The organism is Nocardia sp. NBC_01009 (assembly GCF_045208035.1).
GTDB lineage: Bacteria > Actinomycetota > Actinomycetes > Mycobacteriales > Mycobacteriaceae > Nocardia.
Genome location: NZ_CP108695.1, coordinates 7,485,949 through 7,500,105 on the forward strand (window position 1 = coordinate 7,485,949; position 14,157 = coordinate 7,500,105).

The window sequence follows — 14,157 nt, forward strand, 5'->3', positions numbered from 1 at the left end:
ACGAAACCAACCGATACCCGCGTTCCCCGGAGGGCAAACCCGACCCCGCCGTGACCACCCGCCGACTTGGCCGTTGCGACCTGCGCAAACAACGTCAATTGTGAGCGTCGTCACTCTGAGATGAATCGGCTCTCAGCTGCGCGGACACCGGTAATCGAGACCGACCACCGGACCGCCTGGGCCACCACGCGCGGGCTACCGCGATCGCGAACGCCAGCACCGACAACCACCCGAACCAGTCGCCGAACCGCACGTAGATCGTGGAGCCGGAGTCCAGTGGAATCGACGCCGCCACCGAGCGCGTGATCGTGACATCCGTTTCCGCTGACGCGAGAACGTGACCGCGCGAATCGCTGGCGACCAATGCACCGAGTTGCGGCGCCCGTGCGATCCCGACGCCCGATTCGATGCCGCGGATCACCGCCATCCGACTGTGTAGCCAGCGGTCATCGGTGAAGTCGAGCGCAGGCACCAGCAGCAAGGTGGCGCCCCGCCGGCGGTTCTCACGGACAAGGGATGGTCGATCCAGGTCGAAACACACTGCCAGTGCCCATGGTTCGCCGGGCACGCGCTGCCACTGGGTGCCCGGTCGCAGCTCGTCCTCCAGTCCGCGGATCAGGTAATGCTTGGCGTAGACGACACCGGACGGATAGTCGATCGCGGCGTTGACACTGGTGCCATCAGTGGTGAGGATCAATCCCGCGACGACGTGGATGTTGCGACGAATGGCGACGTCCGTCAGCGGGCCGGATAGCAGCGGCAGCGTCGATTCATCAGCACGCCAAGCCTTTTCGGGGAACACCACCGCTTGCACACCTTGATCGGCGAGCCGTTCGATCTCGATGACCGCGCGCGCCACCATGTCCCGGCCGTCCGGCGAGTCCACCGCGATGTAGTCCGGCGGCTGGGACAGGGCGACGAGGCCGACTCGCACCTGGTCACCCTCCGGCGCAACGGCCAGGTGCCAGCACCCGAATACGGCGACCGCGACGAGCACCACGGCGCTCGCACCGGCAGCGCGCAGTCGCTGCGCGTGCGTCACCGCGGGCGCGACGAGAACCGCGATGGTCGCGGGGACGAGCAGGATCAGGAACGTGATGCCCCACGGTCCGGTCAGCGCCGCCGATTGGACCAGGGGCAGCACGTCGGCCTGGGTGTAGGCGATGCTCCACCACGCACCGAACGGCCCGGTGAGCGCGATCAGGAACTCGAAGCTCACCCAGCCCGCGGGCAGCGCAAGCAGCGCGAGGCCAGGACGGCCGCGTAGCAGCAACGCGCGCATGATGACCACCACTGTGCCGGATACACCGGCGGTGACAACCAGGAGCAGCACCGTGACCGAAACCGGCTGCTCCAAGGTCTCGGTGAAGTAGGGCCACAACTGCAGTCCGCCACCCAGCCACGACAGGGCACCCGCGAGAAACGCCGCAACCACTGATACTCGCGCAGCGAGCAGCAGCACCGGCAACGGCGCGAGAAATACCAAGCCGGGCAACGGATGTAGGCCGGTGCCGTAGCGCCACAGCACCGCAGACAACAGGACCGCCGCGGCCAGGGTCAGGAAACGCTTCATCGAGGAACTCCACGGATCGTTGATCGGTTGCGATCCGATGCTCCTCGCGACGACCGGACCACCGCATCGCCGAGACGAGCGGTTTCCGGCTCACTCTCGGGTGCGACCAGGGATGACCAGGCCCGCCTCATAGGCGAAGACCACGGCCTGCACGCGGTCGCGCAACCGCAACTTCGTCAGCACCGAACTGACATGGGTCTTCACCGTGTGCTCGCTGACCACAAGTGCCGCGGCAAGTTCGGCATTGGACAACCCCGTGGCGAGCTGGCGCAAAATCTCGCGTTCGCGTTCGGTCAGGTCGTCGAGCTGTCTGACCAACTCGGGACGGGAATGGCCGCGGTGGACGAGATCGGCGATGAGTCGGCGGGTGACGGTGGGTGCGAGCAACGCCTCTCCCGCGGCGACCACACGAACGGCCTCGACCAATTCCTCGCGGCGCACATCCTTGAGCAGAAAGCCGCTCGCACCGGCCCGCAGCGCATCGTAGACGTATTCGTCGAGGTCGAACATGGTCAGCACCAACACTTTCGCGTCGGTCTCCGCGCAGATACGCCGGGTCGCGCCGACCCCGTCCAGGCGCGGCATCCGCACGTCCATGACCACGACGTCCGGCGCCAATGCGATGGCCTGCTCGATTGCCTCCAGCCCGTCGGCGGCTTCACCGACCACGGTGATGTCGGGCTGGGCGTCGAGGATCAGCCGGAAGCCGGCACGGAAGAGGTCCTGATCGTCGACAACGAGCACCCGCATACTCAACTCTCCTGTGCGATGGGTAGTTCGGCGGCGACATCGAAGCCGCTGCTCGACGGTCCGTAGTGCAGTCTTCCGCCGGTGCCACCGACGCGTTCGCGCATACCGAGCAGGCCGTGCCCGTTCGTTCCAGGGCCGTTCCCGCTCGGCCCGTCCGTGTCCGCATCGCCCCTGCCGTCATCGGACACCCGGACCGTCAATCGATCCTCCGACCACCGCAGCGACACCCGCACGCAGGTGGCGTGCGCGTGCTTCCTGGTGTTCGTCAGCGCCTCCTGAACCACCCGATACGCGGTGACCGCGACCTCGCCGGACACCGAACGGCGCGGCCCGTATTCCTCGAAAGAGGCGGCTAGCCCACTGTGCCGCGACATCTCGACCAGGTCGGCTATCGCATCGATGCCCGGTTGATGCGGCAAGTCGACCGCCTGGCCGCGCAATGCGCCGAGACTGTGCCGAAGCTGTTGCACCGCTTCGCGGCCCGTCTCGGCGATGCCTGCGAAGGTCGCGTCGGCCCGTGCCGGATCGACCCTGGTCAGCAGCGGCCCCGTCTCGGCTTGCACGATCATCAGGCCGACCGAATGCGCGACGATGTCGTGCATATCGCGCGCTATCCGCAACCGTTCCCGGTCCACCGCGGCGACCCGCTCCTCGTCGAGCCGACGCGCGCGCTCCTGCAGCATCTCGATCTGCGCGCGCCTGGCCCGCACTCCGGTGCCCAGCGCCCACGCGGTGGCAAAGGACATGGCGGCGTAGCCATAGGAGTCGGGGCTCTCGTTGGGGACGACCAACGAGAAAAGGACGCCGACACTCACGCCGACCAGTGCCCCGCGCCGTAGCCCGGTCGGACTGTAGGCGGCAATCGTGTACGCGCAGACGATGGTGCCGTAGGGCAGCGTCGGCATGGCGTGCAGGCACGCGAGCACGGTGATGGCCGGACCGACGACCAGCAGCACCGCAATGGGCGCGCGCCGACGCCACAGGACAGGGGCGGAGGCCAGCACCGAGAGGCCGACGATCCACCATGAGGCGCCGTCGACCATGGCAGGCCCCACGGAGGCGATCGTCACCGCGGCAGCGATGATGGCATCGAGCAGCCCCGGTGGGAAAGCCCGGACCCGATCGGTCACCCGCCGTGCCACCGTGTCGGTGGCGCCGACCGCGCTCGAGACCGCACTCCGAATACCCATAGCGATCCAGTGTCTCCCGAACGCCACCGCGAGCGCCTCACTCGTCCGGGTGATCCGACCCTCACCGTGACGGGCGAGCGCCGAGCTAGTCCGAGTCGTCGCCCGGCTTCGTCCCCCAGCCTTGGCTGGTGAAGCCGTAGAAGATGGCGACGACGAGGTAGAGGATCAGGGCGGCCACCGGCTGAATGAGGCCGACGCCGATGCAGATTGCATAGATCACGATGCCCGGGTAGGCGCGCACGCTCTCACGCCGGGCGAATGCGGAATCGAAGCCGGGTTCGAACAGTTCGGGTCTGCTGATCAACCGCCACCACAGCGGCGCCCACGGCACCGTCATCATCACCCCGGCGATGCCGTACAGCGCAGCGGCGGCCTTGGCGTCGTTGCCCGCACCATGCACGGCGTGCTCCGCGAGCACCATGGTGGGGAACGGCAACACGGAGACGCCGAGCAACAGCATCAGATTCCACCAGCGCAGCACGTGGTCGACATGGCGCAACCTGCTGAAGAACGCATGATGGTTCATCCAGATCACGCCGATCGTCAGGAACGACGCCAGATAGGCCACGTACGAAGGCCAGATATGGCCGAGAGCGCCGAGCAGATGCCCCGGTTCGTACTCGGGCAGTTTGATCTCCAGAATCAGCAGCGTGATGGCGATGGCCATCACGCCGTCGCTGAAGGCTTCTAATCGGGCGGTACTCGACAACTGGCCGCTCGGGACCAGCTCCTCATCATCCATTGGCGCAGCGTAACCCCTTGGCAGTCACGAATTTTCAGCGTTGCGCGAACATCGCGGCGAGGCCGACAGTGACCTCGCGTGCCAAGGCGGCGTCCACCGGCGCATGCCCGCTCAGTAGCCGGTACCACATTGCGCCGAAGGCGAAATCGACGACGAGGTCCAGCGACGCCGTCGCAACGAGTTCGCCGGAATCGACGCCGCGCTGCAGTACCGCCCGCAGCGCCGTGCGACGCGGTCCGATCACGGTGTCCTGCAATCGTTTCGACAGCACGGGATCGCGTTGCGCGTCGGCCATCAGTCCGACGAGCGCCTGTCCGGTGGTCTTCCGCGCGAGCTCGTAGGTGGTCGTCAGCAGCCGTTCGATATCACCGAGCACATCAGTGGATTCGACCGGGACCAGCGCCGCCTCGTGCTCACGTGCAAGGTCGACGAGTGCCTCCATGAGGATCGAGGCCTTGTCGGGCCACCAGCGGTACACGGTCTGCCGCCCAGCTCCTGCGGCGTCGGCGATCGCCTTGATGGTCAGGTCCTGGTAGCCGTCGCGCTCACACAGCTCGAGCGCGGCATGCAGGATCGCGCGTCTGGCTCCCTCGCTGCGGGGGCGTCCCCGGGTCCCTGTCATGCGCGTCACTTTACAAGACACCATGCCTCGTTTATATTTCGAGACACAGAGGTTCGTAATTCAGGAGGCTGTTGTGAGCAACAAAGTCGTCATCGTCGGCGGAACTTCGGGCATCGGGCTGGCAACCGCACGCCGACTTCTGAAAGACGGCATGGACGTGGTCATCGCCGGACGAAACGAGGAACGACTCGCCGCCGCACTGACGGAACTGGGCGCCGCAGCCACCGGGCAGCGGGTCGACGCCCGCGACGAGGCCGACCTGACGCGCCTCTTCGCCGAGGTCGGGCCCATCGATCACCTGGTGGTGACGGTGACCGGCCCGTCGGGCACCACCCCGTTCCGCGAGATCGACCGAGAGCAGCTGCAAGCGCACTACACCGGCAAACTGATGGCCCACACCGCGACGGTGCAGGCCGCGCTCCCCCACCTGACCACGGACGGCTCGGTCACCCTGGTGTCCGCGGCATCGGCGGGCGGGGCAATGCCGACCACCGCCGCACTGGCCGCCGTCAACGCGGGCGTCGAAGCCATGGTCCCGGTCCTTGCGGTCGAGCTGGCGCCGCTGCGCGTGAACGCCGTCTCACCGGGCGTCATCGATACCGACTGGTGGAGCTTCCTGCCCGACGACGCCCGCACCGGGGTCTTCGACTCCATCGCCGCCACCACCCCCGTCGGCCGGGTCGGCAGCGCCGACGACGTCGCCGACGCGATCGAATTCCTGGTCGGCAACACCTTCACCACCGGCATCGTGATTCGCGTCGACGGCGGCGCGCGCCTCGGCACACCGCGCTAGGTCGGCCAGCGGGACAATGCCGAGAACGGCCCACACCCGTGTCCCACTCGCAGGAAGGCTGCTCGTGCGGGTAGGAATGGATGGGTGAGTGGTGACGAGATTGATCCCGAGTTGATCCAGTTGGCGACGAAGGTGTTCGACCTGGCCCGTCAGGGTGCGGTCGAAGCTCTCGGCGGGTATGTGGATGCCGGGGTGCCGGTGAATCTCACCAATGATCGGGGCGACACGCTGCTGATGCTGGCCGCATATCACGGCCATCAGGAGGCTGTTGCGGCGTTGCTTGCGCGAGGAGCCGAACCGGATCGCGCGAACGATAAGGGGCAGACTCCGTTGGCGGGGGCCGTTTTCAAAGGTGAAACCGAGATCGTGCGGGCCCTACTCACGGCGGGCGCGGATCCGGATGCCGGCACGCCGTCGGCGCGGGAGGCCGCCACCATGTTCGGTCAAAACGAACTGCTGGAGCTGTTCGGCGCGTCCTGAGCGCCGAACAGCACAGCGGGCGTTACTTCAGATCATCCGCGGGCAGATACGCGCCCGGGCCCGAACCATCGGAGCGACTGAAGACCGGGCGGAAATCCGCGCCGTCGGCCTCCGCGACGGGAGATGTCTCCGCCAGGACCGCGTCGTGACTGAACAGTCCGGGTGCTTGCCCGTCTTCCTGACTCATTCCTGGAGCCTCCTCCGATCGGCGGCAAATAGCGAATTATGCCGTCCACGAACAACGGTCGATCCACAACGACGCAGGTAGCTGCGCCGAAGGCGAACAGTACATGGCGCACTCCGCTAGAGCGGAGTCACATAGGCGCCCGAGATGCCGCCGTCCACCAGGAACTGCGACGCGGTGATGAACGAGGCATCGTCGCTGGCCAGAAAGGCCACGGCCGCGGCAATTTCCTCCGGTTCGGCAAATCGCCCCGTCGGGATGTGCACCAGGCGACGCGCGGCGCGCTCGGGATCCTTGGCGAACAGCTCCTGCAGCAGCGGCGTATTCACCGGGCCGGGACACAGCGCATTGACCCGAATCCCGTTGCGGGCGAACTGGACACCGAGCTCCCTGCTCATCGCGAGAACTCCGCCTTTGGAGGCGGTGTAGGAGATCTGCGAGGTCGCCGCGCCCATCACTGCGACGAACGACGCGGTGTTGATCACCGAACCCTTGCCGCGCTCCAGCATGTGGCCGATGGCGTACTTGCTGCACAGGTACACCGAGGTCAGATTCACCTCCTGCACCCGCCGCCACGCCTCGATGCCGGTGGTGAGGATGGAATCGTCCTCCGGCGGTGAAATTCCCGCATTGTTGAAGGCGATATCGAGGCCGCCGTAGGTGTCGACCGCGGTCTGGAACAACGACTCGACCTGGGCCTCATCGGTGACGTCGGCCTTCACGTAGAGTCCGTCGACCGCCGCGGCCGCGGCCTCACCCGCGGTGGCGTCGATATCGGCGACGACAACCTTGGCACCCTCCGCGGCAAAGCGGCGGACCGTGGCGAGGCCGATCCCGCTACCGCCGCCCGTGACGACGGCGACTCGATCTTGTAAGCGCTGCAACGTGTCTCCTCTTCGACGTGTGCTGACTCAGGTGGTTGCGATGAAGACGTTCTTGGTTTCGGTGAAGGCGAGCGCGGCATCCGGCCCCAGCTCACGGCCGAGCCCCGATTGCTTGAAACCGCCGAACGGGGTCCAGTACCGCACCGAGGAATGCGAGTTCACCGAGAGGTTCCCGGCCTCGACACCACGCGAAACCCGCAGCGCACGGCCGACATCGCTGGTCCAGATGGACCCGGAAAGACCGTATTCGGTGTCGTTCGCGACCCGCAGGGCGTCGGCCTCGTCCTCGAAAGCCACCACCGCGACCACCGGGCCGAACACCTCCTCGGTGAGCACCCGATCGGTCGGCGCGCCGGGCAGCACAACCGTTGGCGGATACCAGAATCCGGGCCCGTCGGGCCGATCACCGGTGAAGGCGACCTTGGTCGAAGGCTCGACGAACGCGGCGACCCGCGCCCGGTGGGCCGCCGAGATCAGCGGCCCCATCTCGGTGGCCTCGTCGGCAGGGTCGCCGACCCGCACGCCGCGCACGGCCGGTTCCAGTAGCTCGAGGAACCGATCGAAGACACTGCGCTGCACCAGGATCCGCGATCGGGCGCAGCAGTCCTGCCCGGCGTTGTCGAAGACACCGTAGGGCGCGGTCGCGGCGGCTCGCTCCAGATCGGCATCGGCGAACACGATATTCGCGCTCTTACCGCCCAATTCCAGGGTCACCCGTTTCACCTGCCGCGCGCAGCCGACCATGATCTGCTTGCCCACCTCGGTGGAACCGGTGAACACGACCTTGCGGACCGCAGGATGCGTGACGAACCGTTGCCCGACGACCGACCCCTTGCCGGGCAGCACCTGGAATACGCCGTCGGGCAAGCCCGCTTCGATCGCGAGTTCGCCGAGACGGATCGCCGTCAACGGGGTCAGCTCGGCGGGTTTGAGCACCACGGTATTTCCGGCGGCGAGCGCGGGCCCGAAGCCCCACGCCGCGATCGGCATCGGGAAATTCCACGGCACAATGATCCCGACCACGCCGAGTGGCTCGTGGAAGGTGATGTCCACCCCGCCTGCCACCGGAATCTGGCTGCCGAGCAATCGTTCCGGTATGCCTGCGCAATAGTGCAGCACGTCGCGGACATTGCCCGCCTCCCAGCGGGCATTGCCGATGGTGTGCCCGGCGTTGGCGACCTCGAGTTGTGCCAGCTGTTCCAGATTCGCGTCGACGACGTCGGCGAATCGGCGCAGCAGCCGGGCCCGGTCGCCGGGCGCGACCTCGCGCCATTGCGCCGCGGCCCGATGCGCGCGCTCGATGGCGGCATCGGTCTGCGCCTCGCTCGTCGCCTCGATCGTTGCCACAACCTGCTCGGTCGCAGGGTTGACCACGGTGGCCGTCGTCATCGAATCAGCTCCCTTCGGTAGGCCGTCATACTCACGATGCCGCCGCCGGCGTGGTTGCGTCGTGCGCTATGGCGTGCGGTGTCCATGATCGTCTCGCTGACGCCCGCTCACGAGGCCCGCCCGCCGCGGTGTGCGGCCGCGGCCTCGACCAGAGCGCGCATCAGCCTGCGGTCGGTGGCGTTGGCCTCCGGATGCCACTGCACGCCGACCAGGAACGAACCGGTCCTCGCCTCGGCCGCTTCTATCGTGCCGTCGGACGCATGCGCGGCCGCGACCAGGTCGGCGGCCAGCACGTCGATGGCCTGGTGGTGATGGCAGTGGGCCTTCAGCTCCAGCCCTGCGATTGTGGCGACCCGGCTGCCCGGCACCGTCGACACCCGCACGATGTTGAACACGCCGGGAGTGCGCGAATGGTCGGTATGCCCGAGCACGTCGGGCAGGTGCTGGATCAGGGTGCCGCCCAGCGCTACATTCACCAGTTGCAGACCGCGGCAGACCGCGAGTGTCGGTACTCCGGCGGCACGGGCCAGTGCGAACAGCCCGAACTCGAAGTCGTCGCGATCCGGACGGGTGTCGAGGGTCTGCGGATCCGGTGGCGCACCGTAGCGAGCCGGATCGATGTCGGCCCCACCGGTCAATACCAATCCGTCCAGCCCGGCGACGACTTCCGCTCGCGCGACGCCGGCGGGCGGCAGCAGCACCGGCACCCCGCCCGCTCGCTCCACCATATCGATGTAACTGCGTGGCAGAACCGCGCTTTCGACATCCCACGGCCCGTAGCGAGCCGGCTCGCTGTAGGTCGACAGCCCGATTACCGGACGTGGCCCCGGGCCGCCGGCATCCTCATAGTCGTTCGAAACCACGGATTCGCTCCCAATCGGTGACGGCGGCGTCGAAGGCATCCAGCTCGACCTGTGCCGCATTCCGATAATGGTCCACCACGTCGTCACCGAACGCCGAGCGCGCGACCTTGCTGTCACCGAACAGCTGTGCCGCCTCGCGCAGCGTGCGCGGCACCCGCGGACGCTGGGACCGATAAGCGTTGCCGTGGAACTCCGGTTCGAGCGGCAGTCGCCGTTCGATGCCGTGCAGACCAGCGGCGATGGACGCCGCAACCGCGAGGTAGGGATTGACGTCGCCGCCGGGAACCCGATTCTCCATGCGCAGCGACGGTCCTGCGCCCACCACGCGCAGCGCACATGTTCGGTTGTCCCGGCCCCAGGTCAGCGCCGTCGGCGCGAAGCTGCCCGGCACGAAACGCTTGTAGGAGTTGATGTTCGGCGCGAGGAAGTAGGTGAGCTCGCGCAGGCAGTCCAGCTGTCCCGCGATGAAATGCCGCATCAGGGCCGAGGTGCCGTCCGCGCCGTCACCGGCGAATACCGGCTCGCCCGATTCGCCGCGCAAACTGATGTGGATATGACACGAGTTACCCTCGCGCTCATCGTATTTCGCCATGAAGGAGAGGCTGCGCCCTTCCTGTGTGGCGATCTCCTTGGCGCCGGTCTTGTAGATACTGTGGTTGTCACAGGTCACCAATGCCTCGTCATAGCGGAATGCGATCTCGTGCTGCCCGGGATGGCATTCCCCCTTCGCCGACTCGACATACATGCCCGCGCCGTCCATCTCGTTGCGAAGACGCCGCAGCAGCGGCTCGATCCGCGCGGTGGCGAGCAGCGAATAGTCGACGTTGTACTGATTGGCCGGTGTGAGACCGCGATAGCCCGCGTTCCACGCGGATTCGAAGGTCTCGTCGAAGACCAGGAACTCCAGTTCGGTCCCGACGAACGCCCGCAGCCCATGTTCGGCCAGCCGGGCCAACTGTGTCCGCAGCACCTGCCGCGGCGACGGCGCGATGGGCACACCCTTGGGCTGCACATTCTCCACATCGCAGAGCACCAGCGCGGTGCCCGGCAGCCACGGCACGAGCCGCAGTGTGGTCAGGTCGGGCCGCAGCACCAGATCGCCGTATCCGGTGTCCCACGACGACATCGCATACCCGTCGACGGTGTTCATCTCCACATCCGTGGCGAGCAGATAGTCACAGACCTCGGTAGCGTGCCCGATCACCTCGTCCAGGAAATACTGTGCCGCGCACCGCTTTCCCTGCAGCCTGCCCTGCATGTCGGTCATTGCGACGAGCACCGTGTCGAGGGTCCCCTCCTCGACGTGCTCGCGCAGCTCCACCAGCCCCAGCATCCCCTTGCGCATCCACGACCCCTCTCGGCCTCAACCGTGCCCACGCTAGAGCAAAAAGAGACCATGTGTGACGGGACACACAAAACCGGCAGCGGTGTCGCAGACAACTCGAAGAACCACCGGCACCCCGCCGTCACGCACTCGTCGCCAGTGGATCGGCGCACAGTACTCGAGTTGCGGCGTCGCGGGTGAGTGCGGACCCGCGGTTGTATGCCTGCGCAAATTCCTCGGCGTCGAGCAGCTCTCTGGCGCGGTCCGCTGGGCGGAGGGGGTTGTCATAGCCGCGGCGGTCCTCGATACCGATCAGCGCCGCGCCGAGACCGATCAGATATGCCGCCCGCCCGGGCGCATCGTCGTGCACGGCGATCGCGGCGTACATGTGCGTCACGATCGCCAGGTCCTCCGGTTGCGCAGTATCGGCGCACGCGGCGACCGCTCGATCCAGCGTTCGACGGGCCGTGGCAGTGTCGCCTGCCTGCACCGCGACCAAGGCGCGCAGGCCGGCACACACCATCCGCGCGCGGGCCCCGAGCGCGGCGCCGGCGAAACCGGCTTCGGCCCGATCGAGTTCACGCAGCGCAACAGCACTGTGCCCCCGATGAATCTCATACTCCGCCTCCGCCATTCGGACGTAGGCCGAGGTCCGCGGCTCCCCCGCCGCGGCCGCGTGATGACGCGCCTCCTGCAAGGCGACGTGCGCTCGATCGAGTTCACCGGCACGCACGAGTGCCGCGCCCAACTCCGCTCGAATCTCCGCGCAGTCACCGACGATTCCGAGTTCCTCCATCACCTCCGCCGCCTGGGTGAGATCGGCGATCCCGCGCGCTGAGTCACCGCGGCGAAGTCGATGGTCGGCGAGCATGCGCAGCGAGGAGGCCAGCCCGAAGCGCTCGCCGAGCATCTCGAATTCACGCCTGGCTTCGGCCAATTGGTCGAACACCAGGTCTGCGTTCGCGGGCGCCGCCATGGTCGCCAGCAGCAGCGTCATCGCCCGCTCCCACCCTGACAGCTCACGGAGCGAATCCGCCACTGCACGCGCACCTGCGCCGCCCTCGAGGAACGTCGGCGCGACCAACAACACCGTCCGCCCCGGCGCACCGGCCGAACCACCTGCGCGCCTGCCGAGTTCGATCCCCCGCGCCACGGCCCGCGCACCGACCTCGGCCGAGCCGGTCTCGTACTGCATCAGGCCGTCGAGGACGAAGAGCACGGCACGGTGGGTGTCCGGCACCGGCGAATGGGGTTCCTCCTCGGAGGTGAGGATGTCGGTCACGCCGGGGATATCGAGCACTGCCCGCGTCCATTGCAGTCGCTCGGTCTGGATGCCGCGCAGCCCCCAGTACCAGAACATCGACCCCAGCAGCCGCACACCGAGGTCGATATCGGCGCTCTCGACGGCGAATCGTAGTGCGGCCATGATGTTTTCGCGTTCAGCATCCAGCAGTGCCAAGGCCGTCAACTGGTCGGCGCCGCGCAGTTGCAGGTCGGCCGCTTCGGCGAGGCGGAGGAAGTAGCGTGCGTGTTCGTCGCGCAGCAGCGGACCGCGACCGTCGTGCGCCAGCTGTTCGAGCGCATAGGAACGGATCGACTCAAGCATGCGGTAGCGGGTGCCCGCGCGTTCCACCAGCGACTTGTCGACGAGGTCGGTCAACACGCCGATGTCGTCGGCGACGTCCAGGCTCGCGCCGGAGGGGAATACCGCAAGCCGCATCGCCAACTCCCGCTCCGCAGGCGACAGCAGCGCCCAACTCCACTCGATGACCCCGCGCAAAGTCCGATGCCGAGCCGGAGCCGTGCGGCTGCCACTGCCGAGCAGCACGAAACGATCGTCCAGCTTGGCGGCGATCTGCTGGACGCTCAGCGCGCGCATCCGAGCCGCGGCCAACTCGATCGCCAGCGCAATGCCGTCCAGCCTGCGACAGATCTCCACCACCGCATCGGAATTCGCCTCGTCGATGGCGAAGTCGGGGCGGACCGCACGCGCACGGTCGACGAACAATCGCACCGCCGGATACTCGGCTGGATCGTCTATCGAATCCGCGGGCCACGGCAGCGCGGCGAGGGGGTGCAGGTGCTCGCCGCCGATGGCGAGGGGCTCGCGGCTGGTGGCGAGAATGCGCAGTTGCGGACACGCGCCGAGTAGTCGATCGGTGAGCTCGGCGACGGCTTCGATCAGATGCTCGCAGTTGTCGAGTATCAGCAGGGCACGCTGGTGGGTGAAGAACTCGACGAGTCTGGCCGTCGCGTCGCCGGCAGGCTGGTCGAGCAGCCCTACCTCGCGGACACCGATCGCCGTGAGCACCGCGGTGGCCACCTCGACCGGGTCGGTCACCGCTGCCAGCTCGACCAACCAGATGCCGCCCGGTGCGTCGGCCTGCTCGGCCGCCTCGACGGCCAGTCGAGTCTTGCCCGCACCGCCCGGGCCGACCACGGTGACCAGCCGGGCCGTTGTCAGCGTTGCGGTAAGGCTGGCGAGGTCGTCCTCCCGCCCGACAAAGCTCGTCACCTGCGCGCGCAGATTCGTGCGTCGCCTGCGCGTCGGCAGGTCGGCAGCCTGGCGCAGAATCGCGAGGTGGAGGTCGGTCAGCTCAGCAGACGGGTCGATGCCCAGTTCATCGGCCAGATGATCGCGGGTCCGGTCGTAGGCTTGCAGTGCATCGGCCTGGCGGCCTGCGGCATATAGTGCGCGAATTCGTAAGCCTTGCAACCGTTCCGCCAGCGGATGCGCGTCGGCCAGCGGCCGCAGTTCGTCGAGAATGTCATTGCCGGCAGCGATCTCGATCGCCAGCCGATCTTCGGTGGCCGCAAGCCGCAGCTGGTCCAGCCGCGTCGCCGCGTCGGCGGCGAATTGCAAATCGAGCAGGTCACCCAATGCGGGCCCCCGCCACAACGCCGCTGCCTCGCGCAACATCGTGAGCGCCTGGGCCGGATCGGACCCCGATGCCTGCCGCCCCACCGCAACCAACTGCTCGAACCGCACCGCGTCGACATCGCCGTCGTCGACAACCAGCCGATATCCCGGCGGCCGCCCCTCCAGCCGGGCACTGCCGATCACCCTGCGCACCCGGGACGCCAGGGCCTGTAGCGCATTGGCCCCGTTCGCAGGCGGGCGGTCTCCCCAAATCGCCTCGGTCAACGCATCGGCGGACACCACCCGCCCCGGCTCCATCGCCAACCGCGCCACCAACGCCCGCACCTTGACACCGACCACTTCCACCGGCCGATCGTCATCCCCACGCACTTCGAACGACCCGAGCACCAACACACGCACCCACCTAGCTTGCCGCACCGCTCGACCCGAGCGGTAACTGTTCGGGAATCAGGCAGCCCATCAGCTAACTACTGGTGATCGAG

The 14,157-nt window shown here is 67.5% G+C and carries 13 protein-coding genes; 2 read left to right on the forward strand and 11 right to left on the reverse strand.

Going from position 1 to position 14,157, the window contains the following annotated elements; translation table 11 throughout:
- Window positions 1-94: 94 nt before the first annotated feature.
- The 5 genes from OHA42_RS33755 to OHA42_RS33775 form a co-directional block, all read right to left on the reverse strand.
- A complete protein-coding gene (locus OHA42_RS33755; RefSeq protein ID WP_406231955.1) occupies window positions 95-1,573 on the reverse strand; it encodes a hypothetical protein in 1,479 nt (492 codons plus the stop codon).
- Between the two features lie 90 nt (window positions 1,574-1,663).
- Entirely contained in the window at window positions 1,664-2,329 is a 666-nt protein-coding gene (locus OHA42_RS33760) for a response regulator (protein WP_406231956.1), read from the reverse strand.
- Window positions 2,326-3,513, reverse strand: coding sequence for a sensor histidine kinase (locus OHA42_RS33765; RefSeq protein ID WP_406231958.1), 1,188 nt, complete (start codon window positions 3,511-3,513; stop codon window positions 2,326-2,328). Before OHA42_RS33765 ends, OHA42_RS33760 begins: the two co-directional genes overlap by 4 nt.
- 85 nt (window positions 3,514-3,598) lie before the next feature.
- The gene (locus tag OHA42_RS33770; protein ID WP_406231959.1) at window positions 3,599-4,255 is read right to left on the reverse strand and encodes a TMEM175 family protein; all 657 of its coding nucleotides are present in this window, start codon (window positions 4,253-4,255) and stop codon (window positions 3,599-3,601) included.
- A 34-nt stretch (window positions 4,256-4,289) separates the two neighbouring features.
- Entirely contained in the window at window positions 4,290-4,877 is a 588-nt protein-coding gene (locus OHA42_RS33775; RefSeq protein WP_406231960.1) for a TetR/AcrR family transcriptional regulator, read from the reverse strand.
- Between the two features lie 73 nt (window positions 4,878-4,950).
- On the opposite strand from OHA42_RS33775, the gene OHA42_RS33780 reads away from it, so the two are divergent.
- Complete coding sequence (locus OHA42_RS33780; RefSeq protein WP_406231962.1) at window positions 4,951-5,670, forward strand: SDR family oxidoreductase; 720 nt, start codon at window positions 4,951-4,953, stop codon at window positions 5,668-5,670.
- Window positions 5,671-5,754: 84 nt separating this feature from the next.
- The gene (locus OHA42_RS33785) at window positions 5,755-6,150 is read left to right on the forward strand and encodes an ankyrin repeat domain-containing protein (protein WP_406231964.1); all 396 of its coding nucleotides are present in this window, start codon (window positions 5,755-5,757) and stop codon (window positions 6,148-6,150) included.
- 22 nt (window positions 6,151-6,172) lie between these two features.
- On the opposite strand, the gene OHA42_RS33790 is transcribed toward OHA42_RS33785, so the two are convergent.
- The 6 genes from OHA42_RS33790 to OHA42_RS33815 all read right to left on the reverse strand — a co-directional run bounded on the left by OHA42_RS33790 (window position 6,173) and on the right by OHA42_RS33815 (window position 14,074).
- Entirely contained in the window at window positions 6,173-6,337 is a 165-nt protein-coding gene (locus OHA42_RS33790) for a hypothetical protein (protein WP_328404588.1), read from the reverse strand.
- 116 nt (window positions 6,338-6,453) lie between these two features.
- Complete coding sequence (locus OHA42_RS33795) at window positions 6,454-7,218, reverse strand: 3-oxoacyl-ACP reductase (RefSeq protein WP_406231966.1); 765 nt, start codon at window positions 7,216-7,218, stop codon at window positions 6,454-6,456.
- 27 nt (window positions 7,219-7,245) lie between these two features.
- Window positions 7,246-8,607 carry an aldehyde dehydrogenase family protein gene (locus tag OHA42_RS33800; protein ID WP_406231968.1) on the reverse strand — a complete coding sequence of 454 codons (1,362 nt, stop codon included), beginning with the start codon at window positions 8,605-8,607 and terminating at the stop codon, window positions 7,246-7,248.
- 107 nt (window positions 8,608-8,714) lie between these two features.
- Window positions 8,715-9,470, reverse strand: a complete 756-nt coding sequence (locus OHA42_RS33805) for a gamma-glutamyl-gamma-aminobutyrate hydrolase family protein (RefSeq protein WP_406231969.1) — start codon at window positions 9,468-9,470, stop codon at window positions 8,715-8,717.
- Complete coding sequence (locus OHA42_RS33810; protein WP_406231970.1) at window positions 9,451-10,815, reverse strand: glutamine synthetase family protein; 1,365 nt, start codon at window positions 10,813-10,815, stop codon at window positions 9,451-9,453. Before OHA42_RS33810 ends, OHA42_RS33805 begins: the two co-directional genes overlap by 20 nt.
- Before the next feature lie 121 nt (window positions 10,816-10,936).
- Entirely contained in the window at window positions 10,937-14,074 is a 3,138-nt protein-coding gene (locus OHA42_RS33815) for a BTAD domain-containing putative transcriptional regulator (protein WP_406231971.1), read from the reverse strand.
- Window positions 14,075-14,157 lie beyond the last annotated feature (83 nt).

What these genes read in the sequence shown, in the direction of transcription:
- OHA42_RS33755 (WP_406231955.1), bottom strand. Translation starts at nt 1,573, where the DNA reads ATGAAGCGTTTCCTGACCCTGGCCGCGGCGGTCCTGTTGTCTGCGGTG.
- OHA42_RS33765 (WP_406231958.1), bottom strand. Translation starts at nt 3,513, where the DNA reads ATGGGTATTCGGAGTGCGGTCTCGAGCGCGGTCGGCGCCACCGACACG.
- OHA42_RS33770 (WP_406231959.1), bottom strand. Translation starts at nt 4,255, where the DNA reads ATGGATGATGAGGAGCTGGTCCCGAGCGGCCAGTTGTCGAGTACCGCC.
- OHA42_RS33775 (WP_406231960.1), bottom strand. Translation starts at nt 4,877, where the DNA reads ATGACAGGGACCCGGGGACGCCCCCGCAGCGAGGGAGCCAGACGCGCG.
- OHA42_RS33790 (WP_328404588.1), bottom strand. Translation starts at nt 6,337, where the DNA reads ATGAGTCAGGAAGACGGGCAAGCACCCGGACTGTTCAGTCACGACGCG.
- OHA42_RS33800 (WP_406231968.1), bottom strand. Translation starts at nt 8,607, where the DNA reads ATGACGACGGCCACCGTGGTCAACCCTGCGACCGAGCAGGTTGTGGCA.
- OHA42_RS33810 (WP_406231970.1), bottom strand. Translation starts at nt 10,815, where the DNA reads ATGCGCAAGGGGATGCTGGGGCTGGTGGAGCTGCGCGAGCACGTCGAG.